Consider the following 24,422-nt stretch of genomic DNA (forward strand, 5'->3'; position numbering starts at 1 on the left):
CCGTATCCGGGATGATGATCCCGCCGGCGGTCTTGGATTCGGATTCGACCCGGCGTACGACCACGCGGTCATGCAGCGGCCGGAAATTCGACTTTGCCATTTTTGGATTTCCTTGGTGCGGATGTTGAACGGTGCTCCGTTGCCGGAGCATGCCTAGCACTCAGCCGAAGCGAGTGCTAACGCGGCAATGAGATAAGCCGCAGGCTCCTGCTAGTCAAGACGGAAGAGCAAAGAGCAAAGAGAAAAGAGAAGACAGCAAAGAGCGTGTAAGCATCGAGCCTTTTATGTGAACAATGTCGGGTATCCGACATATATGGGGCGGCTCACCCTTTGTAATTGAGCTTTATTCAGATGGTACGATTGGTGCAATGGGTGTTGCATTTGAACTCATCCAGAGGCTCGCACGGGTCGTGCTGCGTCAGCTTGGTCATGTCGAGCTTCAGAAGGCCATTTTGGCATTGGTTCTGTTGCTCCTATTGCCATTCATGACCAATCCTGCGCGCGTGAGCCGGCCGGCTAGATTCCAACCACGAGAGCGCCGCCGCTGAGACCCGCACCCGCCGCCGCCAGAAGGATTTTCTCTCCTGGCTGGAATGGCTTCATCTGGTTGGCGAGCGAGAGCGACAGCGGGACCGTCGCGGCCGAAGAGTTGCCGTATTCGGCAATCGTCTTGACAATTGCTTGGTCCGCAATGCCGAGGTTTCTTCCGACCGCGCCGAAAATCCGAGTATTGGCCTGATGCGGCACAAACCGGCCGACATTGTGTGGCCGCACTCCCGCAGTGGCTAGCGCGGTTGTCGAGCAATCGGTCATCATCTCGACGGCCTTTGCGAACACTTCGGGCCCGTCGGTCATCGTCATCCGGGTCTGCCCGAGGTCGAGGTCGCCATGGAACGGCGTGTTGCTTCCTCCTGCGGGAATCTGGATCAGCCCGTAGCGCGAGCCGTCCGAAGCCACCGAGGCACCGAGAATGCCCCGATCAGCATCATCGCACTGACCGATCACCAGGGCGCCGGCGGCATCGGCGAACAAGACTGAGCTCGCGCGCTCGGCTGGATTGATGCGGCGGCTGAGGATGTTGGCGGCGATGACCAGCGCTGGTTTGCCATGCAGGCGGGTGAACCCGTCCGCAAACATGAGCGCATAGATGAAGCCGGCGCAGGCGCCGGTCAGATCGACAGCGCCTGCGCGGCCAAGGCCAAGCTTGTGTGCGACCAGCGGCGCGCTTGGCGGCAGAAGATGGTCGGGCGTCGAGGTGGCAAGCAACAGCAGACCGATGTCGTGGCGCGCAATACCGGCGTTCACCAGCGCCATGTCGCCAGCCCGGGTAGCAAGACCCGACAGCGTGTCTTCGTCCGTTGCCCAGAAGCGCGAACGGATTCCGGTACGCCTTTCGATCCAGCCCGGCTCGAGGCCGAGATTGCTCTCGATCTCGGCATTGGCCACCTTGCGCCCAGGCACGTGATGGCCAAGTCCGAGAATGCGCGACGACTTGCTCACGGCCTGGACCCGAAGCGTTCCCCGGCCTCCTCGATGGCGTCATAGAGTCGTTCGAGCTCGTCGCCTGCGATGCAATAGGGTGGCAGAAGGTAGAGGACATTGCCGAGCGGGCGCACAAGCAGGCCGCGCTCGAGGAAGAAAGCGCGCAGCTTCGGACCAATCTCGGCGAGATAACCTGCGGAACCGGTTCGCAGGTCGAGCGCCGCGATCGTTCCCGTGGCTCGACAGTCGGCAAAATATGGATTGTCCCGAAAGCGTTGCAGCCCGACGGCCTGCATCACGCTCAAGGCCGTGATCCGCCCGGCCACTGGCTCGTCGCGCCAGATCTCGACATTGGCGAGTGCTGCCGCACAGGCAATCGGATTGGCGGTGTAGGAGCTCGAATGGAAAAACGTCTTCTTCCGGTCCTCGGAATAGTGCGCCCGGAAGATGGCATCGGTGACAAGCGTTACGGCCAGCGGGATGGTGCCGCCGGTCAAGCCTTTGGAGGTGCACAGGATATCTGGAGAAATCGATGCCTGCTCGCAGGCGAACAGGGTTCCGGTGCGTCCCCAGCCGGTCATCACCTCGTCGGCGATCAGCAGCGAGCCGGAGGCCTCAGTGATCTTCTTCAATTCGGCCAGAACCGATGCTGGATACATCAGCATGCCGCCGGCGCCCAGCACCAGCGGCTCGACGATCAAGGCTGCGGCTCGTCGATCGCGGGTCACAGCCTCGAAACGATCCAGCGTCTCCTGCTCGTGCCCCGCGGCCGGAAAGGGGATGATGTCGACCTCGAACAGCATGGGTTCATAGGCGGCGTTGAACACGCCACGCGCACCGACGCTCATCGTTCCAATCGTGTCACCATGATAGCTGTGCTCCATGACGACGATGCGCGAGCGCGGCGCGCCGATGTTGCGGAAATAACCGAGCGCCATCTTCAGCGCGACTTCGACTGAGGTCGAGCCACTGTCGGAATAGAACACCCAGTCGAGTCCAGCGGGAGCGAGGCCGACAAGCGCCTTGGCCAAGCGCTCTGCCGGCTCGTGCGTGAAGCCCGCAAAGATAATCTGGTCGAGGCTCGACGCGGTTGTCTCGATTGCCTTCATGATGCGGGGATGGCGGTGGCCATGTGTGACCACCCACCAGGAGGAGATGGCGTCCAGGATGCGGGCGCCGTCGGCCCTGTGGAGATAGGCGCCCTCAGTCAGGACGATTTCTGGGATCGCAGGCTCGAGCGCGTGCTGGGTGAAGGGATGCCACACATGAGACTGCGACATCAGTCACCTCCAGCAATCGAGGCGAAGGCGAAGCCGGCAACCATTGCGTCCCTCAGTGTTTTGCCCGTCAGCACATCGAGGTGCGGCAGCCTGCCGAGCTGCGGCGCACCGCTGAATTCCACGATGGTCCGTTGCGTATCGGCCATCTCATCGCCGATGAAAGCGATGCCCGCCAACGGGATGGAGCGGGCGCGGAGCGCCTCGACCGATAGCAAGGTGTGGTTGATGGTGCCGAGTGTGGTGCGGGCGCACAGAATAACGGGCAGCCGCCATTCAGCGAAGATGTCGATTAACCTTGTGCGCCGGTTGAGCGGCACCATTAGGCCGCCGGAGCCTTCGATGACGAGCGGCGTCGGTAGGACGGGAAAAGCAAGATCGGCAGCCTTGATCGCCACGCCGTCGATCTCGGCCGAACGATGCGGCGACAGCGGGCTCCGCAAGCGGTAGGCTTCCGGCAGCACGCGCTCTGAGGGCAAGCCGGCAAGCCGCGCGACAACCTCGCTGTCGGTCTCGCCGTCGAGGCCCGATTGCACCGGTTTCCAGTAAAAGCCGTCCAGTAAACCGGCGAGCCCAGCCGCAAACACGGTCTTGCCAACTCCGGTATCCGTTCCGGTGATGACGATGCGTTGGGTCATATCGCCTCCGGTGATGTTTGGGCCAACACCTCGACCAGCGCCTCGACCATGGCGGAAATGTCGTCTTCGCCAATATTGAGCGTCAGTGAGATGCGCAGCCGCGACGTGCCCTCGGGCACGGTCGGAGGACGAACGCCGCGTATGTCGAAGCCGCAGGCCTGCAGGCGCGCCGCCACTGCCATGGTGCGCCTGACATCGCCGATCACTAAGGGCTGGATCTGAGAGCCACTTGGTGTCACACCCCAGCGATTGAACAACCGGCCGGCGCTGGCGATGCGTTCATGCAGTTGAACACGCCGCATAGGCTCGTCGGCGAGCATTGCGAGTGCCTCGCGCGCCACGACCGCCATCAGTGGCGATGGCGCGGTCGCGTAGATGAATGGCCGGCAACGGTTGATCAGATATTCGCACAATGTCCTCGGCCCGGTCACGAGCCCACCAGATGCGCCGAGCGCCTTGCCGCAGGTGTGGAGCGCGACGATGTTGTCGCGGCCCTCGAAAGCGGCGGCAAGCCCCCGGCCGTCCGGTCCCCAGACGCCGGTGGCATGCGCCTCATCAATGACGATGAATGCGCCGTGCCGATCGGCAAGCGCGACCAGGCTCTCCAAAGGCGCGCAGTCGCCATCCATGCTGTAAAGGCTTTCCACCACGATCCAGACGCATCCCATGCCGCCTGCGACGCGCCAACGTGTAATCGCATCCTCGACAGCGGTGGCGTCGTTGTGCGCGGCTAGCACGAACTGCGCGCGCCCGGCCTGCGCACCCTCATGCATGCTGGCATGGGCGAGCTCATCGAGGACCAAAAGATCGCCCTTCTGCGGCAGGGCGCTCAGCAGAGCGAAGTTGGCGATGTAGCTGCTGCCGAAGAACAGCGCGCGGTCGGCTCCAAAGAATGCCGCCGCGTCTGCCTCGAGCTGCTCGTGTTCCGGTGCATTGCCGCGCAACAGCCGCGACCCGGTGGCGCCAACCGGCGTGCCCCGCGCAATCGCCGCCACAACCGCATCGCCAAGTCTTCTGGACGCGGCCAGCCCGAGATAGTCGTTCGACGAGAAGTCCAGCCCGGCGCGGGGCGAAAGCCTCCGCAGCCGGTCCTTGCGCGCTAGCCCCTGCAAGGTCGCATCATAACGGGCAAGCGGCGCCCCGTTCATTGCGCCTCGAGTTCCATCGGATCGATGCCAAGGCGCCGGAACAGCAGGGTATCCTTGTCCTCACCGGGATTGGCCGCCGTCAGCAGCGTGTCGCCGACGAAGATCGAGTTGGCGCCGGCAAAAAAGCACAGCGCCTGCATCTCGTCGGTCATCGCGGTGCGGCCGGCGGACAGACGGACATGCGATTTCGGCATCATGATGCGCGCCAGCGCGATCACGCGCACGAATTCGATGGGCTCAATGGGCTTGGCGTCTGCAAGCGGCGTACCGGCGATCGGGATCAGCATGTTGATCGGAACGCTTTGCGGATGTTCCGGCAGATTGGCCAGAGTCACCAGCATGTCGATCCGGTCCACCGGCTCCTCGCCCATGCCGACAATGCCTCCACAGCAGACCTTGATGCCGGATTTGCGAACGTGCTCGAGCGTCTCGAGCCGCTCGGCAAAGCTCCGCGTACCGATGATCTCGCTATAGTAGCGTTCTGACGTATCGATGTTGTGGTTGTAGTAGTCGAGACCCGCCTGCTTCAGTCGAGCGGCTTGCTCAAGATCGAGCATGCCGAGTGTCATGCAGGTCTCCAGGCCCAGCGCTTTGACGCCTTCGACCATCGCCACTACCGCATCCATGTCGCGCGCCTTGGGATTTCGCCAGGCCGCGCCCATGCAATAACGGGTGGCGCCGGCATCACGCGCCTTGGTCGCTTCGGCAATGACGCGCCTGACATCCATCAGCTTGGACGCCTCCAACCCGGTTTCGTGACGCGCCGACTGGCTGCAATAGCCACAATCCTCCGGGCATCCTCCGGTCTTGATGCTGAGCAGCCGGCTGAGCTGGACCTTGTTTGGATCGAAATTCTGGCGGTGCACCGTCTGCGCCAGGAAGAGGAGATTGTTGAAGGGGGCATGGTAAAGTGCCTGAGCCTTCTCCAAGGTCCACGCTCCAGGGTCAGGGGGGGCAGGGGATTGAGCCTGTGGCGATGTCTGCGTTGAACTTGCCGTTTGCATCTCCATGCTGTTCCTTCGGTCTGTCTTGCGGGTCTTTGCTATCAGACTATGATGATCGGAAAGGACAGTTGACCCGATCCTGTTCGTTACTCAGACAATCATGAGCCCCGATGGTCGAGGCCGATATCCAGGATCGGCGCGCTGTGGATGAGTCGGCCGACCGAAATCAGATCAACGCCGGTCGCGGCAACCGCTCGCGCTGTATGCGACGTGATCCCGCCAGAAGCCTCGGTGATAGCGCGGCCACCGACCATTGCGACGGCGCGGCGAAGATCGGGGAGGGACATGTTGTCGAGCAGAACCGCATCGGGAGCGAAGCCAAGTACCTCCTCCAACTGGGCCAGAGTATCGACCTCGACTTCGATCTTGACGAGATGACCGGCCGCTCTTCGTGCTCGCTCGAGCGCTGGCCGGACGCCGCCTGCGATGGCGATGTGGTTGTCCTTGATCAAAATTGCATCGTCCAGGCCGAAGCGGTGATTGGACCCGCCACCTGCGCGCACGGCATACTTTTCGACTGCCCGCAATCCGGGCGTCGTCTTGCGGGTGCAGACGATCTTCGCGCCATATCCACGAACCGCAGCGACGATCGATGCCGTTGCTGTGGCGATGCCGCTCAGATGGCACAAAAAATTGAGTGCCGTCCTTTCGGCTGTGAGAATGGCCCGGGCCGGGCCAACCACTGATGCAATGACCTCTCCATCCACGACATTGCAGCCGTCTGCCCGCTCCACGGAGATTTCGACACCAGGATCAATCAAGCCGAAAGCGAGCATCGCCAGATCGATGCCGGCGACAACTCCGGACTGTCGCGCCACCAACACGGTTCCCGCGTGGCAATCCTTCGGGACGATGGCGTCCGTGGTCAAGTCGCCGGCTCTGCCAAGGTCTTCAAGAAGAGATGCCCGTACAAGCGGCTCAAGCAGGACCGTGGGGAGCGGTGAGAGCATCATCACTTTGCACCTTCGGAGCTTGGCGAGTGTCCGAGTTCCCGCGCAGCCGCCAAGGCGGCTTCGAGCGTGATTTCGGACCGTCGGGCGGCAGTCGCATGATGAGGAAAATCTGTCCGGTAATGAGCGCCGCGGCTTTCTTCGCGCAACAAGGCGGCAACAGCAATCATTAGCCCGACAGCCGCCGGATCCGAGACCGCATCCTTGCTTTCGGCGAGCGGCAATAAGGCACGCGCGGCTGCTTTCAACGCTTGACCATCCCGGACGATGCCGAGTGCGCGCGACAGAAAAACGCGCACGGCTATCGGAGCGGGCGGTGGGTAGACGTTCGCAAACGCAGGCCTTGTTCTGCGCGCAGGCGTTCCGGCGACGCTTTCAGCGACCCAGCGGGCGCACACGATTGCCTCGGTCAAGGAATTGCTGGCGAGCCTGTTGGCGCCATGCAGTCCTGTCGAAGCGACTTCGCCGCAGGCCCACAGCCCCTTGACGGAGGTCCTGCCCGAGCTGTCCACGGCAACGCCACCCATGTGGTAGTGTTGGGCCGGACGAATGGGGATGAGATCGCGCGCGGGATTGATGCCCGCTCCAAGGCAGGCTGATGCGATTGTCGGGAAATGTCGAGCGAATGCCGGGCCTGGCCGTTGTCGGGCATCGAGAAAAACATGGTGGCCGTCCGCAAGGTGGTTCCACACGGCGCGGGCCAAGACATCGCGAGGCGCAAGTTCCGCCCCTGGCACGCTCTGGAGAAAAGCCTGGCCGGTTTCATCGATCAGGGCAGCACCTTCGCCTCGCAAAGCCTCGCTGACCAGCGCCATTGGGCGTTCTGGGCCGTCAAGCGCGGTCGGGTGGAACTGGATGAATTCGAGGTCGGCTAGGACAGCTCCAGCGCGGGCCGCAAGCGCAAGGCCTTGTCCGCAACTGCCCCAAGGGTTCGTGGTGTCGAAAAACAGTCCCCCGATGCCACCGGTGGCGAGGACGACCCGCCGTGAGCCGAAGAAGAAAGGTGCGATCGAACAGCTCGCCCAGACGCCTCGGATCGCATTCTCTCGCACGGCGAGCCGGCGCGCTTCCACGCCCTCCACGACAACTATCGAAGGAGTGGAACGCACAGCCGCGATCAGCGCACGCATGATCTCACGCCCGGTGCCGTCCCCATGCGCATGAACGATGCGACGTCGGCTGTGTGCGGCCTCCAATCCGAGGCACAGTGATCCTTCCGGCGTGCGGTCAAAGCGAACCCCAAAGCCCGCAAGCCCCTCTATGGCCTTGGGCGCGGCTTGGAGGATGCGGCTCGCCACGGCTGTGTCGCAGAGACCATCCCCGGCGGCAACCGTATCGGCCAGGTGCATTGCCGGATCGTCGTCTTCGCCGAAACTTGCAGCCAGGCCCCCCTGGGCCCAGGTGCTCGAGTTGTCAGCTCCCAGCAGCGACCTTGACAGAAGAAGCACCGGCTCCGGCGACAGTTGAAGCGCGGTCATCAGTCCGGCGATGCCGCCGCCGATGATGATGGGCCGCCCGAAGAAGCTGCGGAGGTCGGCGCTCAAACTGCCAGCATCCGTTCGACCGCTAGCCGCGCGCGCCCGGCGATCCCGGGTTCGACGGTTACGACATGGTGGTTCTGCTCGAGCGCCGTGCGGATGTTGGCAAGCGTGATCCGCTTCATATGCGGGCACAAATTGCAGGGCCGGATGAACTCGACCTCTGGGTGCGCTAACGCGACGTTGTCGCTCATTGAGCATTCCGTCATCAGCACGACACGTGGCGGCCTTTGCCTTTCGACATAGTCGGACATGGCAGCCGTCGAGCCGGAAAAATCTGCTTCAGCCACGACGTCGGGCGGGCATTCGGGATGGGCGAGCACGACCACGCCGGGATGGCTTTCGCGCAACTCGCGAATGTCGGCCGGTGTAAAGCGCTCATGCACCTCGCAACGCCCTTTCCAGGCGATGATCTGCACATCTGTCTGGGCGGCGATATTCTGGGCCAGATATTCGTCCGGCAACATGATCACCCGGGGAACCCCAAGGGATTCGACGACCGCCTTGGCGTTGCCGGATGTACAGCAGATATCCGACTCGGCCTTCACTTCGGCGGACGTATTTACATAAGTGATGATCGGAACGCCGGGATAACGCTGGCGCATCAAGCGCACGTCTTCTGCCGTGATTGAGTCCGCCAACGAGCAACCGGCGCTGAGATCCGGAATGAGCACGGTCTTGCCCGGATTAAGGAGCTTGGCCGTTTCGGCCATGAAATGGACGCCGGCCAGCACGATGACTTGCGCCTCGACCGTCGCGGCCGTGCGGGCTAGTGCCAAGCTGTCGCCGACGATGTCGGCCACGCAGTGGAAGATCTCGGGCGTCTGATAGTTGTGCGCCAGGATGATCGCGTTGCGCTCGCGCTTCAGCGCAAGGATCGCCTCGATATCCTCGGCGAAAGCCGGCCATTCGATCGGCGGGATCACTCGTCGGACGCGCTCGTAGAGCAACGCGGCCGTAGGCAGCATGGCGCCCATAGACCCCCTCCCGCTTATACTCTAACTGAAAATAACCAGCATATACTTGCTGTGAGTATAAGGGATGTCAACCCCGCGCCAGCGGCAATTTTGTCCCGGCGATGAGCCTATCGTCGAGAACGGCGTGGCGGAAACGGAAAAGCTTCGCTGGCCGGCCGCCGGTCTCAGTGGTGGCCTCTCCGGTCTCCTCGACCAGCTCCTGCTGTTCGATCAGTCGGCGAAAGTTCGGCTTGTGGATGAGCCTGCCGGCGAGCGCCTCCACGGTTCGCTGCAGCTGCAAAAGCGTGAAGACCGGCGGCATCAGCTCAAAGACGACTGGGCGGTATTTGATCTTGGAGCGCAGCCGCGCAATGCCGGTCGCCACGATGCGGCGATGATCGGCGACCATGGACTTGCTGGGCACCAGCGGCGGGGGTCCTGCGTCCCGCCCTCTTACGGCCTCTTGGACCAGGCCTGCTTCGTAGACTAACTCATAGCGTTGAAGCGTGAGTTCCTCGTTCCAAAGGCGGTCGTCGAAGCCAAAGGCTATCGTCGCCCGCTGCCAGCGTTCACGTCGCGTGGCCGAATCGCCAACGCCGTTTGCCCATTCGATCAGGCGCGGCCGCAGAACGTCCAGCACGACCGCAGGCGTGCCGGAGCGGTGGTCCTCCCATGGAAAATATTCATACCAACTCTGCCATCCGCACTTGGGCGAGCCCGCTGCCTGTTCCTTGCGCGTCAATGCGAGATAGCTGATGGAGATGACGCGCTGCTGGCGCTCGGCGCCGATGCGATCCCGATCCGCGAACGTGTAGAGTTGCTCAATGTACCCCAGCCGATGGCCGGTTTGCTGCTCGACCCACCCCCTCAAGCCGGATTGCAGCGATCGGTGCTCAAGCGCAAAGGGACCGGAGGGCAAGGTGTCCGCCTGGCCGATGGTGAGGACACAGGGTTGACTGCCGTTTACGGCGACCACAAAGGCGATCAAGTCCACTTTGACGTTGTCGGCTTTGCCCGCGGCTCTGTCTTTCCTGAGTCCTATTGCCTGATCGTCCATTATTTGGCCAACTCGGGGGCACCTTAATCGATTTAGTGTAAGCGTGCCAATTGGCACGTCAACACCCCGCAGCTGCATGGCCATTTTTTTGCTCTTCGCACCTGCACAAAAATGTGCCAAAGGCGACAGCCGCAGCTGGTAACGTAGGGGAAGGAGGGTCCCATGAGCGCTTATGGTGACACCAGGGCGATCACACCGCCGGATATTCGTTCGCGCAAAGGTGGGACGCCGCTCGTCTGCCTTACCGCCTACACCACCCCAGTCGCCCGGCTTGTCGATCCCCATTGTGATGTGGTGCTCGTCGGCGACAGCGTCGGCATGGTTCTCCACGGCCTGCCCTCGACGCTCGGTGTCACGCTGGAGATGATGATCACGCACGGCCAGGCGGTGCGCCGTGGCATCAAGCAGGCGCTGATGGTGGTCGACCTGCCGTTCGGTTCCTACGAGGAAAGCCCAGAGCAGGCTTTCCGCAATGCCGCGCGCGTCATGGCCGAGACCGGCTGCACGGCCGTCAAGCTGGAAGGCGGCGAAGCGATGGCAGAGACGATCGGCTTCCTCGCCGCACGCGGCGTGCCCGTCATGGCCCATGTCGGATTGACGCCGCAGGCCATCAACACCATCGGTGGCTACCGCGTACAGGGCAGGGGCGGGGATGCCGAGCGCATCAGGCGCGACGCAATTGCGGTGGGCCAGGCGGGCGCCTTTGCGGTCGTCCTGGAGAAGGTTCCTGAGGCGCTCGCCCGCCGGATCACCAAGGAGGTGGCGACCCCGACCATTGGCATCGGTGCCTCGGCAGCCTGTGACGGCCAGATTCTCGTCGTCGACGACATGCTGGGCCTCTTCGGCGACTTCCGGCCCAAGTTCGTCAAGCGCTATGCTGAACTCCGGGAGGCGGCCGCGGCTGCGATCGCTTCCTATGCGCGCGAGGTGAAGGAGCGCCAGTTTCCCGCCGCAGAGCACGTGTTTGCCGATGCGCCCAAGCCCGCCGACACGGACGCCACCAAGAGCGGAGAAGCAGCGTGAGCGTGCCGATCGTCAGGAGCGTTGACCAGCTTCGCGAAAGCGTCGCCGCATGGCGCTGCGAAGGTGTGAGGATAGCCCTGGTGCCAACGATGGGCGTCCTGCATGAGGGCCATCTCAGCCTGGTGCGCGCTGCACTCGAGAAGGCAGACCGTGTGATAGTGACGCTCTTCGTCAACCCGAAGCAATTCAACAGCCAGGCCGATCTTGCCGCGTATCCCCGCACCGAGGACGAGGATGCCGCCAAACTGGCACCGGTTGGCGCGCACCTGCTTTATGCGCCAGATGCAGAGGAGATGTATCCGGCGGGCTTCGCCACCACCGTTTCGGTTTGCGGTGTCAGCGAAGGCCTGTGCGGTACATTCCGGCCGGGGCATTTCGACGGCGTGGCGACCGTCGTCGCCAAGCTCTTCCTGCAGACCAGCGCTGACTTCGGCTTCTTTGGCGAAAAGGACTTTCAGCAAATTCACCTGGTCAGGCGCATGGCCCGGGATCTGGATATTCCAATCACCATTGTTGCCTGTCCGACAGTCCGTGAAGCCGACGGTCTTGCGCTATCATCGCGCAATGTGCGGCTCTCGCCAGCGGAACGCGCTGTTGCTCCCAAGCTATCATCGGTCCTGCTCAAGACGGCTGAGCGGCTTGAGCGCGGCTCACCCATCCTGCCAACGCTTGCAGAATCTCGCGCAGCAATTCTGGCTGCAGGCTATCGCGAGGTCGAATACCTGGAACTTCGCGATGAGGCAGATCTGCACCCGATAACAAGCCTCGATCGACCGGCACGGTTGCTTGCCGCCGCCTGGCTCGGCGGCACACGGCTCATAGACAACGTCAGACTATTTCGGATTGGTTCAACAGATTAGCCACGTTCTCGGCACGCGCCGTATTCGTCCGGGATCATCTAAAACAAGGTCTCTGCCTGGCATTGAGCGTTACGGAGGTTACGCACAGGACACATGCATCGCGTGTTTGAGAACTTCGTCGAGCAACTGTCTGCAAGTGTTGATGCTGCCGATCTCTGTGAGGCAATGGCCTCCGCTGCAGCCGGCTTCGACTTCCCGCTATTCGCCTATTTCACCTACCCGTCAGCCTCCGGCGACGCCCCCCAACTGATTTCAAACTATCCTTCATCCTGGACGTCACGTTATCTGCAACAGCGGTACCACAGTCTCGATCCGGTCATCCTGCGCGGGCTGCAAGGCTGGGATACATTCGATTGGGGTGTGGATCGCGCTCGGCACGGTCTGCCGAATTCGCAGCAACAAATTCTAGAGAGTGCGGCTGAGTTTGGCATCTGCGGCGGCCTGACGATGTCCATGCATGATCATCTCGGCCGGTTTGCTGCCCTGACCTTTGCTTCCGACGAGTCCCGTCCGCCTCTGTTGCGGTCACTGGCACGTTACGAAAAAGCATTGCAGCTGGTGGCCATCAACTTTCATATCCATGTCCGGCGAAGGCTCGCCGATCATCGCGTGGTGGATGGTGTAACGCTCACCCCGCGGGAGTTCGAGTGCCTGAAATGGGCGGCGCGCGGCAAGTCGGCTTGGGATACTAGCCAGCTTCTCGGCGTCTCAAAGCGCACCGTGACCTTTCATCTGGAAAACGCCAAGGCAAAGTTTGGCGTTCGAACGATCAACCAAGCCGTTGCACGAATGGCTGCCTCCGGCCTGACGAGATCCTGATTCTCAGCCACGATACCTGTAAACCTCTACAGGCTGCATCGCTGTCAGCTTTGCCCTTCGATGGCGGGAACACATCCCACATGGAGGCGACCATGATGCAACTGATAGCACCAGACTTTTACAGTGATTTTGCAGGCGAGCTCAAAGAGATGCACGGGCTCAGGTTTCGGGTGTTCAAGGAAAGGCTCGATTGGGAAGTTGATACCGAAGACCAGATGGAATCCGATCCGTTTGATGCTCTCAACCCTGTCTATCTGCTCCTCAAAGGATCCGACTGGCGAATTCGCGGTTGCGTGCGTCTTTTGCCCAGCACCGGACCCACAATGTTGCGCGACACCTTCCCGGTGCTGCTGGGTGCTGACGTCGTGCCCTCGACCACCGACATATGGGAGAGCAGTCGTTTCGCGCTCGATCTTCCTCCGTCGGCGCCCAAGGCAGCGGGCGGGCTGGCCCAGGCGACCTACGAGCTCTTCGCGGGCATGATCGAGTTCGGCTTGGCCAAGGATCTGACCCGGATCGTAACGGTGACGGACACGCGCATGGAGCGGATCCTCCGCCTTGCTACGTGGCCATTGTCGCGCATCGGAGAACCCAAGTGCGTCGGCAAAACGGAGGCGGTGGCTGGGTTTCTCGAGATTTCCCACGCGAGCCTTTTGCGCATCCGCAGCAGGGGACGTCTGAGCGGACCGGTACTGTGGCAACCGGTTCTAGGCCCGTCAGCATAGCGCCATTGTGGACACCTGTGCCATGAAGGATGCTGGTTTGCCCAAGGAAGCGACGGTCGGCCTTGTATGCTGGCCGGACTGGCGTCGCCAGGACGCTTACCACTACGCCAGACGATTGCCACGCACTGGCTGGGCCTGGGAGTTTCTTCGGCGCAATCCACAATTCCAGCGCGACCACGCCAAAATGGCACCGTCCGCCTGCTTTGTCGGAACCCAGGCCGACATGAAGATAATCGAGTTGACGACAGAATCAGCTTTCCTAAGACAATGGAGCCTCCTTTTTCGCGGACGCGCCACAGTCGGACGCTACATCGGCGAGGGTCTTTTGGGATCCGCGCGATTGCGCCTGTATTCTACGAGCGGCCGCGGAGCCGCTGGGGCTCGACCACGATTTTGAACCGCTTCACCTTTCTTCGCTCTCATGCTGCAAGGACATCCTGCTGACAGCTGCGGGCATGCAGCACGTGCTGCTGAGGGAGAACTGCCGGAGTCTGCAGATCGCCGTTTCCGGTGCGTCCGTCCTCCGCCCGTTGCGGCTATATGTCGACGCGATCCTTCAGCCGCAGCACCTCAAGTTCCATGTCGCTGCCCTTCAGTTCCTGAACGACATCAATGATTGCCGCCGCGTGTCAGCTGCTTGCTTTCCGCCGGAACACCGCGGAGCGCGTCTGCGTATTGTACTGCAGGCTTTGGATGGCTCGCTGGCGGGAGCATCTCATCAGGAGGTCGCCATTGCGTTGTTCGCGAGACGCCGTGTCGAAGAAGATTGGCGTCATCCAGGCGGCCATCTTCGCGATCAGGTACGTCGCGCCATCCAACGCGGCCGCTACCTGATGGGCGGCGGCTACAGACAGTTCCTGAGGTAATTGGAGTGGTTGCGATTGTCTTATACGAACGCGCAACCTCCATTTTCTCACTGCAATGGTGCGTTGCACAAAACGTGGCAAGCGCCTAGTTCTTCCGCGGCGAATCGGGTTTCGGCGAAACACCGGGACCCAACTTCGTCGATAAGTGCATTCATGACCTGAGGACCCCGATGACCGTTATGAACTCCGACAAAGCCGGCGCTGCAAGCCTTGAGACAATCGCGCGAAACGGCAGCATGCTGCGTCGCATAGCCGTACGCATTCCGACCTACCTGTCGGATATTCGCGAGAACCCGGCGTGGCTGCCCATGTTCATGTTGGCGCGCACCATGCCGGCACGGAGAATGCACTGGCGTGGTGCAAAGCCGGTCCGAAGGCCGCAAAGAGCCCAGGACACGATGTTTGCCGGTGTCAATTGCCACGACGTTGTCGACGCGCTGCGGATGGATGGGCTTTTTCCCGGCCTTGTCCTGCCTGCAATGGTGGCTGAAGATGTAGCCGCATTCGCCAGGTGCACACCTTGTTTCGGCAATTTCGATCGCCGACTCGAGTTCATGCCGGCGGAGCATGCGGAGGCTGAGGCGCGATTTGGCCGTCCGTTGCTCAGCGGCCATTATTTCGAGCGCATTCTGGGCTGTAAGTCGGCCGTTGCCATCCAAAACGATCCGCTGCTCATGGATATCGCGGCGCACTATCTCGGCGGCCAGGCGACGCTGATCACGACGCGCGTCTGGTGGAGCTTCCCGACCGGCCAGGCGTCGGACGCGGACAAGAACCTGGCTTCGCTCGGCAAATACCACTTCGACCTGGACGACTGGCGGATGCTGAAGTTCTTTTTCTATCTGGTGCCCGTCGACGAGGGGACCGGCCCGCATATCTATGTTCGCGGCAGCCATGATCGCCGCGCCCTCAAGCACCAATTTACGCTTGTCGTCGGCCATCCAGCGCAAGAGATTCTGGACGTCTACGGCAAGCAGAGTCCGGTCACGCTGACCGGCAAGGCCGGTTTCGGTTTCGTCGAGGATCCGTTCGGGTTCCATATGGGCACCGTGCCGTCGCACAGGCCACGGCTGATGATGGAAGTTGGCTTCGGCGTTTCTCCTCCATCGCGCCGCCGCTTCCATGGCGAGCCTGTGATCCGCTGATTTCGAAAAGTCCCGAAACAGCCTTCCCGTTGTGAGGGAAGATAAGGCTATGCCGCCAATCGATCTGTTCCGGGCCAAAAGCGGTTGTCTGCACATGCCCTGAACTTGGCTGGTGCAATGAGTCTCGCCATTGCTCCGGCCAGCGCATCAGTGCCTGTTTAATCGAGGTTAGATGGCAGTGCGCCCAAGAGATCCTCCTCGATATCGCCTGCCGCGCGAAGCCTCAGATGCTCTTCGAAAACCTCCTTTACGGACCGAGTCGTCTCGGGTCTCCTTTGAGTGGCCGGAAGGTGGTGCACAGCCGTATCGTGCTTCGGAATCCTGAACGAAGGCGAGGGGCGGTTTGTTCCTCGCGCGGCGCATGCAGCGGTGCCGGCATGACAGCTTCGTCTTGGATCCCGATGCTCGGCGCAACGTCGGCGGTGAAGGCTCTGTCTAGGCGGCTTACGTGACTCCAATGCAGGAGATCGACCATCTCCTGTTCGAGCACATTCGTTGGCGATCACCGTCGCGGCGCTACGGACGCCGCGGCGCCTGCGATCAATGCAGTTTGCCGACTAGCCGAGCGTATTCGGCTTCAGCCCTGCCATATGACCCATCTGCCAGCGCAATTAGACGCGCGCGATCAAGAATGACTACCTCTCCTCGCATTGAGCGTATCAGACCTTGGCCCTCCAAGGTTTGCAGCGCTATGGTGACGCCGGGCCGCCTGACACCGAGCATAACTGATAAGAACTCGTGCGTAATCGCAAAGCTGTTCCCGTCGACGCGATCATCACACATCACCAGCCATCTTGAGAGCCTGTCGACTATGTTCATCCGGGCATTGCTGAGCGCGGTGAAGCTTGCCTGGAGGTGAAAGTAGTGAACGTAGCGGAGCAGAAAGGTTCGCAAGGTTGGGCTTGTCAGAAGCGCCTTGGTGAAGAGGCCCGCGTCGATAACAAAGGCTCGGGCTTCTAATTGGACGTAACAATCGTGCGTTGACCGGTCATCGCCCATTATAAGCGCTGAGCCGGTCATGCCCTCACAACCAATGATTCCGATCTCAGCTTCGATACCAGGCCGCAGCTCGCCCACCACTGACCCGAGACCGCTCTCGAAGAAGTACACGGTGCTGATTGGTGACCCCGCCACTTCGAGATGCGTCTTCAGCCCAAGGGAGACGCTTTCGAAATGAGGTTGCAGCAATGCCAAATCTGCCGAGCACATTCGTAGCAGCAGCGAATTGCGATAGATCGAATTTTGGCCGGTGTCGCGTTGCGCGGCAGTGTGAGTTTGTGAACTGGAGTCTGTCATAGCTCCCTCTCCCTATTGGGGCGGAAGCATGTTGATCGCTCACAGCCGACGGACGCCCTTAGAGTTGCCGTCGATGGCACACTGTATGCCTGCCGACCGCGGATGTCCCATTTTTTAATCAATTACGTTAATCGGCCCGAGCCAAGCTTTGGCGCACCCGCTCTAACGCGGCATTCAGATGCTCCAGAAATTCGTCATCGCTTTTGGTCGCCAAGCCGACTTGTCGAGCGCGAGTTACAATGCGCTCCTGGAGTGAAACCGCTGTCTCATAGTGGTCCGCGATCATCTGAAATGAAGCGCTCATTGGGGCGGATTCAAAGAGCTGTGCCATTCTGGCAATGTAGTTCCAAGATGATGAGAGTCCATGCGGCCGCCGCTTGGGTAACAATCGTACAATATACCTAAGACTGGCCGCGCTCTTTGGTTATCCTCCCAGAAATCCGTAGCCTCGCGAGGCGCAGCTTCTCTTCGCCCTCCGACCTCGTGACCGGCGGACCAGTCCCGGCTTCAGCCATTCGGCCTTGTTCTTCTTATGCTCCTTCGGGACCGGGCCGCCGACCTCGCCCTGCACACGATTCCACAGCGTTTGCCTCTTGTAGGCCTTGAAGGCTACTATCGGCCGCCCTTGTAGGGCCGCTTTCAGCCATGATCACCTCGGGGCGCTGAACGAAGCGCGTGCTTGTCGACTCTGTCGGTCGTCGCAGACGCTTACGGAGGCCTCACCGCAGAGGGCGATGCGAACTCCGGCTCGACGACGGCTGTCAAATCAGACTGCTGTGGATGCACTACCACCGATCGGTACTAGGATTCTCGACCTCGGTAATAAGCTGGTCTGTACAGCTAGCGACCTTCCTGCCTAGCAATATCAAAAGTCAAACCCCGCCGAAGATGCATATGCCTGGCAGCACGCGTCGGTCTTTGGCCACGCATCTGCCAAACCGAAATCAAGTAGCCCGCCATCGCGCGACCCTCAACGCGATCTTGATCATTGCAGTGGGGCAATAACTTATCTCTTTGGAGCTTGGTGGTGATATATAGGCGCCCAAGCCAGCGCTAATATTGCATGGAGCTAGAATGCCCGCTAAGATTTCTTGGGTGTTAGCTGGCGGGTGTTTGATGCGGTTTCATCGTCTAGGCGCGGTCGCTCTGGGTCTGGCGTCCTTCATCAGCAGCGCTCATGGCCAAGAATCCTGCGACCCTAACTACACAGGCGCCTGTGTTCCAATCGCCAGCGATGTCGACTGTTCCTCCGGAAAGGGCAATGGTCCCGCATACGTACACGGGCCGGTCTCTGTCGTAGGCACCGATATCTATGATCTTGACCGAGACGGCGACGGAATAGGTTGCGAAAACGGCTAGAGGAGGCAAGTCGCCCTCCAACTTCATGACGGCACCAGCCCATCCGCTGTTTATGGTAACGGTCACCTCCGAGTTGAGCGTGAGCAACGTTCCCAGCCATTTGCATCAAATATCAGGACCTCCTAAATGCGACTTATGGCGACTCTGCGGTACGACGGTCGAACACCGTCCACGTCTCATCCGTCTCCTGCCATACGTTTGTCAGTTGGTAGCTGATTGTAGAATGTGCCAGTAACTGGGGATGCTCATTGCGTTCCACGTGCGCGAGCCCTGATGCGCGTCAGTTATTTTTACTCTCCGGTCACGATTGAGACCACTGGCCCGGGCGATGTTCCCCGAGAAGAACAAAGAGGTAGATGGTGCCGGCATGGTCCCACCGATGCTCTCCCCTTGTGAACGGCATCCAAACTTTTCGGCGGGCTTGAACAGCGGCCACCTTTGGCGGCTATCGAGGGCTGATGATAGATTCCATTCCAGCTCTTTCTAATGTGTCGTCCGAACAGTGAACGAAAGTAGAACATATAATTCAAGCGCGAATTGAGTGTGAGAGGGATGAGCTGCAATTTGGGTCAGGCCTGACGCTGGTGGAAGACGAAATTGCGGTGGCGACTGGAAGCTCAGCGATGCCCCAAATGAAATTGGGCAGCTGGTGCTGTCCGCTGCGGCGCTATGATGTCAGACGATGGTATCGGCCGAATGACCTGGGGAATCTTCGGGGACGTCGAGGCCGACGTGGTCGGAAGCAAACTGAGTTGCAGGCGGTGCGGCAGGAACGAGTATATGCAAGCTGAGACGCCTGTCGCAGTCTCCGCGTTCCAGGCCGACGTTCTCCGCATTCCGAGGCCTGGTGAGCGATACGGGTGCGCCTGAGTGTCAATGGCGCATCTATCAACGCCTGGTACGCGATTCACCGCCGTGCGAGCTGATCGAAACTGGCTTGGTCGATTGCATCTTAATAGCGCCGCCCACCAGGAAACATTTTTCTATCGTTTGCGGTTGGGGCCGCATGACGCGATTGTCGGACGCAACAAGCCAGCTTGGCAATGGGCAGTAGGCTGTCCACACTGTACTCCCTAGTGTCCAATACATACCTAACGAGACCGCCATGCCGTCACCTCCAGATTTCACCGACGATTTTCGCTCCGGGCTGATCACGCTGCTGCGCTGGCGCAGGGATGTGCGGCGCTTCGAGCCGACGGCTCTGCCGGAGGGTACGCTGGAACGCCTGCTCGAGCTCGCCAGCACTGCGCCCTCCGTTGGCCTCAGCCAGCCCTGGCGCTTCGTAGTCGTCGACAGCCTCAAGCGGCGCACTGCCGTGAGAGACTGCTTCGAGCGCTGCAATGCCGAGGCGCTCACGCGCTTTTCGGGAGAGCGCGCCGCACTCTATGCCCGGCTGAAGCTTGCCGGGCTCGACGAGGCGCCCTGTCAGTTCGCGGTCTTCGCCGACCGCACGACCCGACAAGGCCATGGGCTCGGTCGCATGACCATGGCGGCGACCATCGACTATTCGGCCGTCATGGCAGTGCACACACTGTGGGTGGCGGCGCGGGCGGAGGGCATCGGCATGGGCTGGGTGTCGATCCTCGATGCGACCGAGATGGCCGAAATTCTCGACACGCCGCCCGAATGGACGCTGATCGGCTATTTCTGCCTCGGCTATGCCAGCGAGGAGCACGACATGCCGACCTTGGAACGCGAATGCTGGGAACATCGGCGGCCGCCGGTGGTGATCAGGCGGTAGTGGGGCTGCCCATCATTCGCCTCTTCCCTGGCGATGAGCTTGACGCAGATCGGGTCGCCCTTCGCCACATTGCCATTCCGACCGAAGCCGAGGTTCGTGTTCTTGCAAAGGCCAGGAAAGAGCAGCATGACAAGCGCGACCGCAGCGAAGATGGCGCTTGCGACAACCGGGCTGAAGCCGGGCATGGAGGTGGTCGACCTCTGTTGCGGGGCGGCTGTGCCGATCGCCACGATCGCCCGCCATGTCGTCGCACTACGCCGACCAACTGGAGGCCGCGCAGCGCCGGCTGACCGGCGCCGGCGCGACCAATTGCGAATTCGTCGCCGGCTACGCGCTACGAACTCGCTACTCTGGTGTCACGCCCCGTCGAGTCTTCACGGCCAACGCCTTCGACGGCGTCCCGGACCGACCGCGGCTGGCACGTGCCGTGCGCGAGGCGCTCGCCCCCGGCGGACATTTGTTATCGTCAACTGACACCGGCAGCCGCGCGAGACGACGACGGTCCTGAAGCGAACTCAGGCTGTCGCCAAGACAGACCATCGCCGATGCCCAAGTCGGCGGCACCATGCTCCTAGATGCCGACTGCCTGACAAAGGGTCGCAGGCCCGTCGTCCGTCCACTGTCCAAGCCCTCCTGGCCTTTCCGAGGCCGTGATCCTGCCGCGGGTGTGAGTTTGCGATCCTCATAAGAGCGTCAGGCGCGAATAGAAGTTTGGGTCGTGGCTCCACAGCCGCCGACCTATCCATCGGGTGGATGGTAGTTATCACAACAATCAATTTTACCAATATTATGGAATTCTACTACAAGGCCGCCACTTAAAGCGGCCGGACGGGTATCCGTCTCGCGTGGGCTGGTGCTGCCCGCAAAGATGCGGAGACGAACATGTGCGGGATTGTTGGCATCGTTGGGCAACAGCCGGTGTCGGATCGGTTGATCGGCGCGTTGAAGGGTTTGGAATATCGCGGCTATGATTCCGCCGGCGTTGCGACGATCATCGAGGGTGCCTTGCACCGCCGGCGCGCCGAGGGCAAGCTCGTCAATCTCGAGACGCGACTGAAGGAAGAGCCGCTGAGCGGCAACGTCGGCATCGGCCACACGCGTTGGGCAACCCACGGGGCCTCGACCGAACGCAATGCGCACCCGCACTTTAGCGACGGTGTCGCCGTAGTCCATAACGGCATCATCGAGAATTTCACCGAGCTGAAGGACGAATTGGCGGCGGATGGCGCCGAGTTCCAGACCGACACCGACACCGAGGTCGTTGGGCATCTCTTGGCAAGATACCGCCGAGAGGGCATGAGGCCGCAAGAGGCCACGCGTGCCATGCTGAAACGCGTCAAGGGCGCTTATGCGCTTGCCATCCTCTTCGAAGATGAACCGTCGACCATCACGGCGGCGCGCAACGGACCACCGCTCGCGATCGGTCACGGCGACGGCGAGATGTTCCTGGGCTCCGACGCGATCGCCCTTGCTCCCTTCACCAATGAAATTACCTATCTCATCGACGGCGACTGGGCCGTTGTCGGCAATTCGGGCGCCCATATCTTCGATGTCGACGGCCGTCCCGTCGAGCGTCCGCGCCATATCTCCACGGCCGCGGCCGATCTCGCCAACAAGGGCAACCATCGCCACTTTATGGAGAAGGAGATTTACGAGCAGCCCGAGGTCATCGCCCATGCTCTCCGTCATTACATTAACATCATAGACGGTCGCGACATGGTTCCTGGCATTGATTTCGCCAAGGTCCCGAGCTTGGCGATCTCTGCCTGCGGGACCGCCTATTTCGCCGGACTGATCGGAAAATACTGGTTCGAGCGCTATGCGCGCCTGACGGTTGAAATCGACGTTGCGTCCGAATTCCGTTACCGCGAGATCCCGTTGCCGCCGCAGTCGGCGGCTCTTTTCATCTCGCAGTCCGGCGAAACCGCCGATACGCTTGCGTCATTGAGGTACTGCAAGGAGCGTGGGCTGAAAATTGGCGCTATCGTCAATGCCTGCGAATCGACCATCGCTCGGGAGGCCGATACGGTTTTCCCGATCCTTGCCGGACCGGAGATCGGCGTCGCCTCTACCAAGGCTTTTACCTGCCAGCTTGCCGTTCTAGCAGCACTCGCCATCGGCGCGGCCAGAGCCCGCGGGACCGTCCCCGAACACGAGCTGCAGGCGCTCGTCAGGAGCCTCGCCGAATTGCCGCGCGTGATGGGCCACGTACTCGAGTGCATCCAGCCGGAAATCGAGTTCTTGTCGCGCGAACTGTCAAAGTGTCGTGACGTCCTGTATCTCGGCCGTGGCACCAGTTTCCCGCTAGCGATGGAAGGTGCGCTGAAGCTCAAGGAGATTTCCTACATCCATGCCGAGGGCTATGCAGCGGGTGAATTGAAGCACGGGCCGATCGCCTTGATAGACGAGAACATGCCGGTGATCGTCATCGCGCCCCATGACCGTCTTTTCGACAAGACCGTTTCCAACATGCAGGAAGTGGCTGCCCGTGGAGGGCGGATTATCCTCATCACCGATGAAAAAGGGGCAGCCGTATCGAAACTCGAAACCATGCACACGCTCGTGCTGCCGGTTGTCGACGAGATTATCGCGCCAATGATCTTCTCGCTCCCGATACAGCTTCTAGCCTACCACACGGCGCTCTTCATGGGGACGGATGTAGACCAGCCGCGCAATCTCGCAAAATCGGTCACGGTCGAATGATTGTGAACCTGTACAGGTGGCGATGCGCCTCCAGGAAAGCGGTACCCCTTGTCTGGATCCGAAGCCCGGATGAAACCAGATGACCATTGTTTGCTGCAATTGCGAAACTCGGTAGCGGTTACGAGCGGGTCTTTCGCTGCCTCGCCGGTGGAGATTGGCCGAAGGAAGCAGTGTCCTGCCGAAAGTTCGAGTTGCTGTTCAAGAAAGCCATCGGCGAGAATGGTCCACGAAGGATCGCAGGTCGCATGCGCTACGCCGACCAGGCTCTCAGCACGGGCAGCCTTGATACTTGATCAGAAGGAGGTGAGCCGCCATATTCCGGCCCGGCCAATTCAGCGGCCCATCCCATGCATGAGGCCGGTTCGGCCGAATGGACGACCAATTTTTTTTTATTTGCTAAGTGTGCGCCTCGGGGAGGAATCTCCGAGGGAGCTCCCAGTTCTTGGAGATGTTTATGAAGGATTCGCGCATTCCCGAACCAGTCTTGACGGCTATGTCCCAGGGAACCCACATCGTCCGCGCTTATCGCGAGCACCTTGGATATTCGATCGACGACCTGGCGGTCGCGTGCGGGCTGGCCGCTGAGGAAATCCAAAACATCGAGCGAGGTCTGAGGTACAGCAAGGGCTATCGGGATCGGATAGCGAAATCGCTTTCCATACCTGTGGGAATTCTTGAGTCGGAGTTGGACATTTCGGACGCCGCCTGAACAGATCGGATGATCTGCAATGGGTGGACTAGCTGTTGTGATGTGAAGCTTGCGGCTGATGTCGACGCTTGATTCGATTGATGCGATGCCTTCTGGCGCAGCTCACCGAACAACAAAGCGATATAGCCGCCCGGAGTGCTACGAAACGTGCACGACGGCATCGGCTCGCGACGAAGGACTAACGGCGAACTCTTCCTAGTTCGGCAAGGCGATGCTGGCTTGAGCATCAACTCGGCCTACGAGAGTGGCTACTCCTAGGCTGAATCGTCCACCATGGCGAAGTCGCGCCGCTCTGAAAGTAACATGGCGGGCATCCTGACGTTTCCGGGTTGACTATGGGCGTTCGAACCAGGAAAAGGGGCCGCTCTTCGTGAGTGGCGTGCGCCGGCAGTCTGACCCCCAAGCCCCCCGCCCAGGCTGCCGGCGCGCTTCTAGAAAGATCGAAGTAGCCACTCGCTTGCGCTCTGCCCGCTGACACCTTGTGGTTCCTCCTGCGGGTCCAGCGGACCACCTTGGGTGTCGCCAGTTCTGGTGGTCACGCGCCTCCATTTGCGATCTCGTGTCAGTGAGTGCACCGCAAGCACCCTCTCTGCCAGCCTGAAAAATTCATGGGGGTTGGTGGATGTGGCGCAAGCCCGTTGAAATGACGTAGGATTTGGTTGCTTAAGCCGATCCGAAATTTCCCGGAGACCACACGCACCATGAACGATCTTGCGCTGCCGCTGAGCGGTTTGTCATCAGTCGGCGGCTAGTCCGTCGTCGCCCGTTTCGACGGCGGCATGCTGTCGTCCAACAGCGGCGTTCTGGCCTTGGCCGAGGTGGAAAAGCGGTTGCGGGTGGCCGAGCGTCTGGCGCGTTGCATCGACGATCCGTGCTGCCCGGACCAGGTCGTCCACAGCCTGGCGGACATGATCGACTTTCGCATGAAGGTGATCGCCGCCGGCTACGAGGACGGCAACGACGCCAACCGGCTGCGCCGCGATCCGGTCTTCAAGATGACCCAGGATGCGCTGCCGTCGGGTCGGGATCTGGCGTCGCAATCGACGCTGTGCCGGCTGGAGAACCTACCCGGGGTGCGGGAGCTGGTCGCGATGGGGCGGGCGATGGTCGATCTCTATTGCGCCTC

22 protein-coding genes and 2 pseudogenes are annotated in these 24,422 nt (G+C 61.1%); 12 read left to right on the plus strand and 12 right to left on the minus strand.

The annotated features are described in order from the left end of the window. From NKI61_RS27200 to NKI61_RS27245, 10 genes and pseudogenes are all read right to left on the minus strand, one after another. A pseudogene (locus NKI61_RS27200) lies at nucleotides 1-100 on the minus strand (co-chaperone GroES); the annotation flags it as partial. 416 nt (nucleotides 101-516) lie between these two features. After that, nucleotides 517-1,500: a 3-oxopimeloyl-[acyl-carrier-protein] synthase BioZ gene (gene bioZ, locus NKI61_RS27205; RefSeq protein ID WP_352813346.1), complete on the minus strand. Its 984-nt coding sequence runs from the start codon at nucleotides 1,498-1,500 to the stop codon at nucleotides 517-519. Continuing rightward, nucleotides 1,497-2,762: an adenosylmethionine--8-amino-7-oxononanoate transaminase gene (locus NKI61_RS27210; protein ID WP_352841749.1), complete on the minus strand. Its 1,266-nt coding sequence runs from the start codon at nucleotides 2,760-2,762 to the stop codon at nucleotides 1,497-1,499. Before NKI61_RS27210 ends, bioZ begins: the two co-directional genes overlap by 4 nt. After that, nucleotides 2,762-3,397 (minus strand): dethiobiotin synthase, encoded by a 636-nt coding sequence (gene bioD / locus NKI61_RS27215; RefSeq protein WP_023822512.1) that lies wholly within the window; start codon nucleotides 3,395-3,397, stop codon nucleotides 2,762-2,764. The genes NKI61_RS27210 and bioD overlap by 1 nt, the downstream gene beginning before the upstream one ends. Then, nucleotides 3,394-4,545 (minus strand): 8-amino-7-oxononanoate synthase, encoded by a 1,152-nt coding sequence (locus tag NKI61_RS27220; protein ID WP_352841752.1) that lies wholly within the window; start codon nucleotides 4,543-4,545, stop codon nucleotides 3,394-3,396. Before NKI61_RS27220 ends, bioD begins: the two co-directional genes overlap by 4 nt. Next, complete coding sequence (bioB, locus tag NKI61_RS27225; RefSeq protein ID WP_502899925.1) at nucleotides 4,542-5,549, minus strand: biotin synthase BioB; 1,008 nt, start codon at nucleotides 5,547-5,549, stop codon at nucleotides 4,542-4,544. The genes NKI61_RS27220 and bioB overlap by 4 nt, the downstream gene beginning before the upstream one ends. A gap of 98 nt (nucleotides 5,550-5,647) precedes the next feature. Then, nucleotides 5,648-6,502: a carboxylating nicotinate-nucleotide diphosphorylase gene (gene nadC, locus NKI61_RS27230; RefSeq protein WP_352841757.1), complete on the minus strand. Its 855-nt coding sequence runs from the start codon at nucleotides 6,500-6,502 to the stop codon at nucleotides 5,648-5,650. Continuing rightward, entirely contained in the window at nucleotides 6,502-8,043 is a 1,542-nt protein-coding gene (locus tag NKI61_RS27235) for an L-aspartate oxidase (protein ID WP_352841760.1), read from the minus strand. Before NKI61_RS27235 ends, nadC begins: the two co-directional genes overlap by 1 nt. After that, a complete protein-coding gene (gene nadA / locus NKI61_RS27240; RefSeq protein ID WP_352544302.1) occupies nucleotides 8,040-9,014 on the minus strand; it encodes a quinolinate synthase NadA in 975 nt (324 codons plus the stop codon). The genes NKI61_RS27235 and nadA overlap by 4 nt, the downstream gene beginning before the upstream one ends. 67 nt (nucleotides 9,015-9,081) lie before the next feature. Continuing rightward, nucleotides 9,082-10,050 carry an NUDIX hydrolase gene (locus NKI61_RS27245; RefSeq protein ID WP_023673634.1) on the minus strand — a complete coding sequence of 323 codons (969 nt, stop codon included), beginning with the start codon at nucleotides 10,048-10,050 and terminating at the stop codon, nucleotides 9,082-9,084. A 162-nt stretch (nucleotides 10,051-10,212) separates the two neighbouring features. On the opposite strand from NKI61_RS27245, the gene panB reads away from it, so the two are divergent. From panB to NKI61_RS27280, 7 genes are all read left to right on the plus strand, one after another. Further along, a complete protein-coding gene (gene panB / locus NKI61_RS27250; RefSeq protein ID WP_352841762.1) occupies nucleotides 10,213-11,073 on the plus strand; it encodes a 3-methyl-2-oxobutanoate hydroxymethyltransferase in 861 nt (286 codons plus the stop codon). Further along, nucleotides 11,070-11,933 (plus strand): pantoate--beta-alanine ligase, encoded by an 864-nt coding sequence (panC, locus tag NKI61_RS27255; protein ID WP_023740408.1) that lies wholly within the window; start codon nucleotides 11,070-11,072, stop codon nucleotides 11,931-11,933. The genes panB and panC overlap by 4 nt, the downstream gene beginning before the upstream one ends. Before the next feature lie 93 nt (nucleotides 11,934-12,026). Continuing rightward, entirely contained in the window at nucleotides 12,027-12,752 is a 726-nt protein-coding gene (locus NKI61_RS27260; RefSeq protein ID WP_023673631.1) for a LuxR family transcriptional regulator, read from the plus strand. A gap of 92 nt (nucleotides 12,753-12,844) precedes the next feature. After that, nucleotides 12,845-13,477 (plus strand): acyl-homoserine-lactone synthase, encoded by a 633-nt coding sequence (locus NKI61_RS27265; RefSeq protein ID WP_352841765.1) that lies wholly within the window; start codon nucleotides 12,845-12,847, stop codon nucleotides 13,475-13,477. 22 nt (nucleotides 13,478-13,499) lie between these two features. Next, complete coding sequence (locus NKI61_RS27270) at nucleotides 13,500-13,874, plus strand: transcriptional regulator domain-containing protein (RefSeq protein WP_352461172.1); 375 nt, start codon at nucleotides 13,500-13,502, stop codon at nucleotides 13,872-13,874. A gap of 58 nt (nucleotides 13,875-13,932) precedes the next feature. Continuing rightward, nucleotides 13,933-14,343, plus strand: coding sequence for a DUF2285 domain-containing protein (locus tag NKI61_RS27275; RefSeq protein WP_352841767.1), 411 nt, complete (start codon nucleotides 13,933-13,935; stop codon nucleotides 14,341-14,343). 170 nt (nucleotides 14,344-14,513) lie between these two features. After that, nucleotides 14,514-15,488 carry a hypothetical protein gene (locus NKI61_RS27280; protein WP_023708080.1) on the plus strand — a complete coding sequence of 325 codons (975 nt, stop codon included), beginning with the start codon at nucleotides 14,514-14,516 and terminating at the stop codon, nucleotides 15,486-15,488. Between the two features lie 540 nt (nucleotides 15,489-16,028). Here NKI61_RS27280 and NKI61_RS27285 read toward each other — a convergent pair. Both NKI61_RS27285 and NKI61_RS27290 read right to left on the minus strand, forming a co-directional pair. After that, on the minus strand, nucleotides 16,029-16,784 hold the full coding sequence (locus NKI61_RS27285; RefSeq protein WP_023731597.1) for a Crp/Fnr family transcriptional regulator: 756 nt from the start codon (nucleotides 16,782-16,784) through the stop codon (nucleotides 16,029-16,031). A 1,131-nt stretch (nucleotides 16,785-17,915) separates the two neighbouring features. Beyond that, nucleotides 17,916-18,230, minus strand: coding sequence for a hypothetical protein (locus NKI61_RS27290; RefSeq protein ID WP_023685563.1), 315 nt, complete (start codon nucleotides 18,228-18,230; stop codon nucleotides 17,916-17,918). 1,018 nt (nucleotides 18,231-19,248) lie between these two features. On the opposite strand from NKI61_RS27290, the gene bluB reads away from it, so the two are divergent. The 5 genes and pseudogenes from bluB to NKI61_RS27315 all read left to right on the plus strand — a co-directional run. Then, nucleotides 19,249-19,884, plus strand: a complete 636-nt coding sequence (gene bluB, locus NKI61_RS27295) for a 5,6-dimethylbenzimidazole synthase (RefSeq protein ID WP_352841771.1) — start codon at nucleotides 19,249-19,251, stop codon at nucleotides 19,882-19,884. Between the two features lie 241 nt (nucleotides 19,885-20,125). After that, nucleotides 20,126-20,392, plus strand: a complete 267-nt coding sequence (locus tag NKI61_RS27300; RefSeq protein WP_198031538.1) for a class I SAM-dependent methyltransferase — start codon at nucleotides 20,126-20,128, stop codon at nucleotides 20,390-20,392. A gap of 374 nt (nucleotides 20,393-20,766) precedes the next feature. Further along, the gene (gene glmS / locus NKI61_RS27305; RefSeq protein ID WP_352841774.1) at nucleotides 20,767-22,587 is read left to right on the plus strand and encodes a glutamine--fructose-6-phosphate transaminase (isomerizing); all 1,821 of its coding nucleotides are present in this window, start codon (nucleotides 20,767-20,769) and stop codon (nucleotides 22,585-22,587) included. Between the two features lie 454 nt (nucleotides 22,588-23,041). Next, nucleotides 23,042-23,296 (plus strand): helix-turn-helix domain-containing protein, encoded by a 255-nt coding sequence (locus tag NKI61_RS27310; protein WP_031197535.1) that lies wholly within the window; start codon nucleotides 23,042-23,044, stop codon nucleotides 23,294-23,296. Nucleotides 23,297-23,997: 701 nt separating this feature from the next. Continuing rightward, nucleotides 23,998-24,422, plus strand: a pseudogene (locus NKI61_RS27315) (transposase); the annotation flags it as partial.

This window comes from Mesorhizobium sp. M0514 (genome assembly GCF_040321145.1).
Lineage (GTDB): Bacteria > Pseudomonadota > Alphaproteobacteria > Rhizobiales > Rhizobiaceae > Mesorhizobium.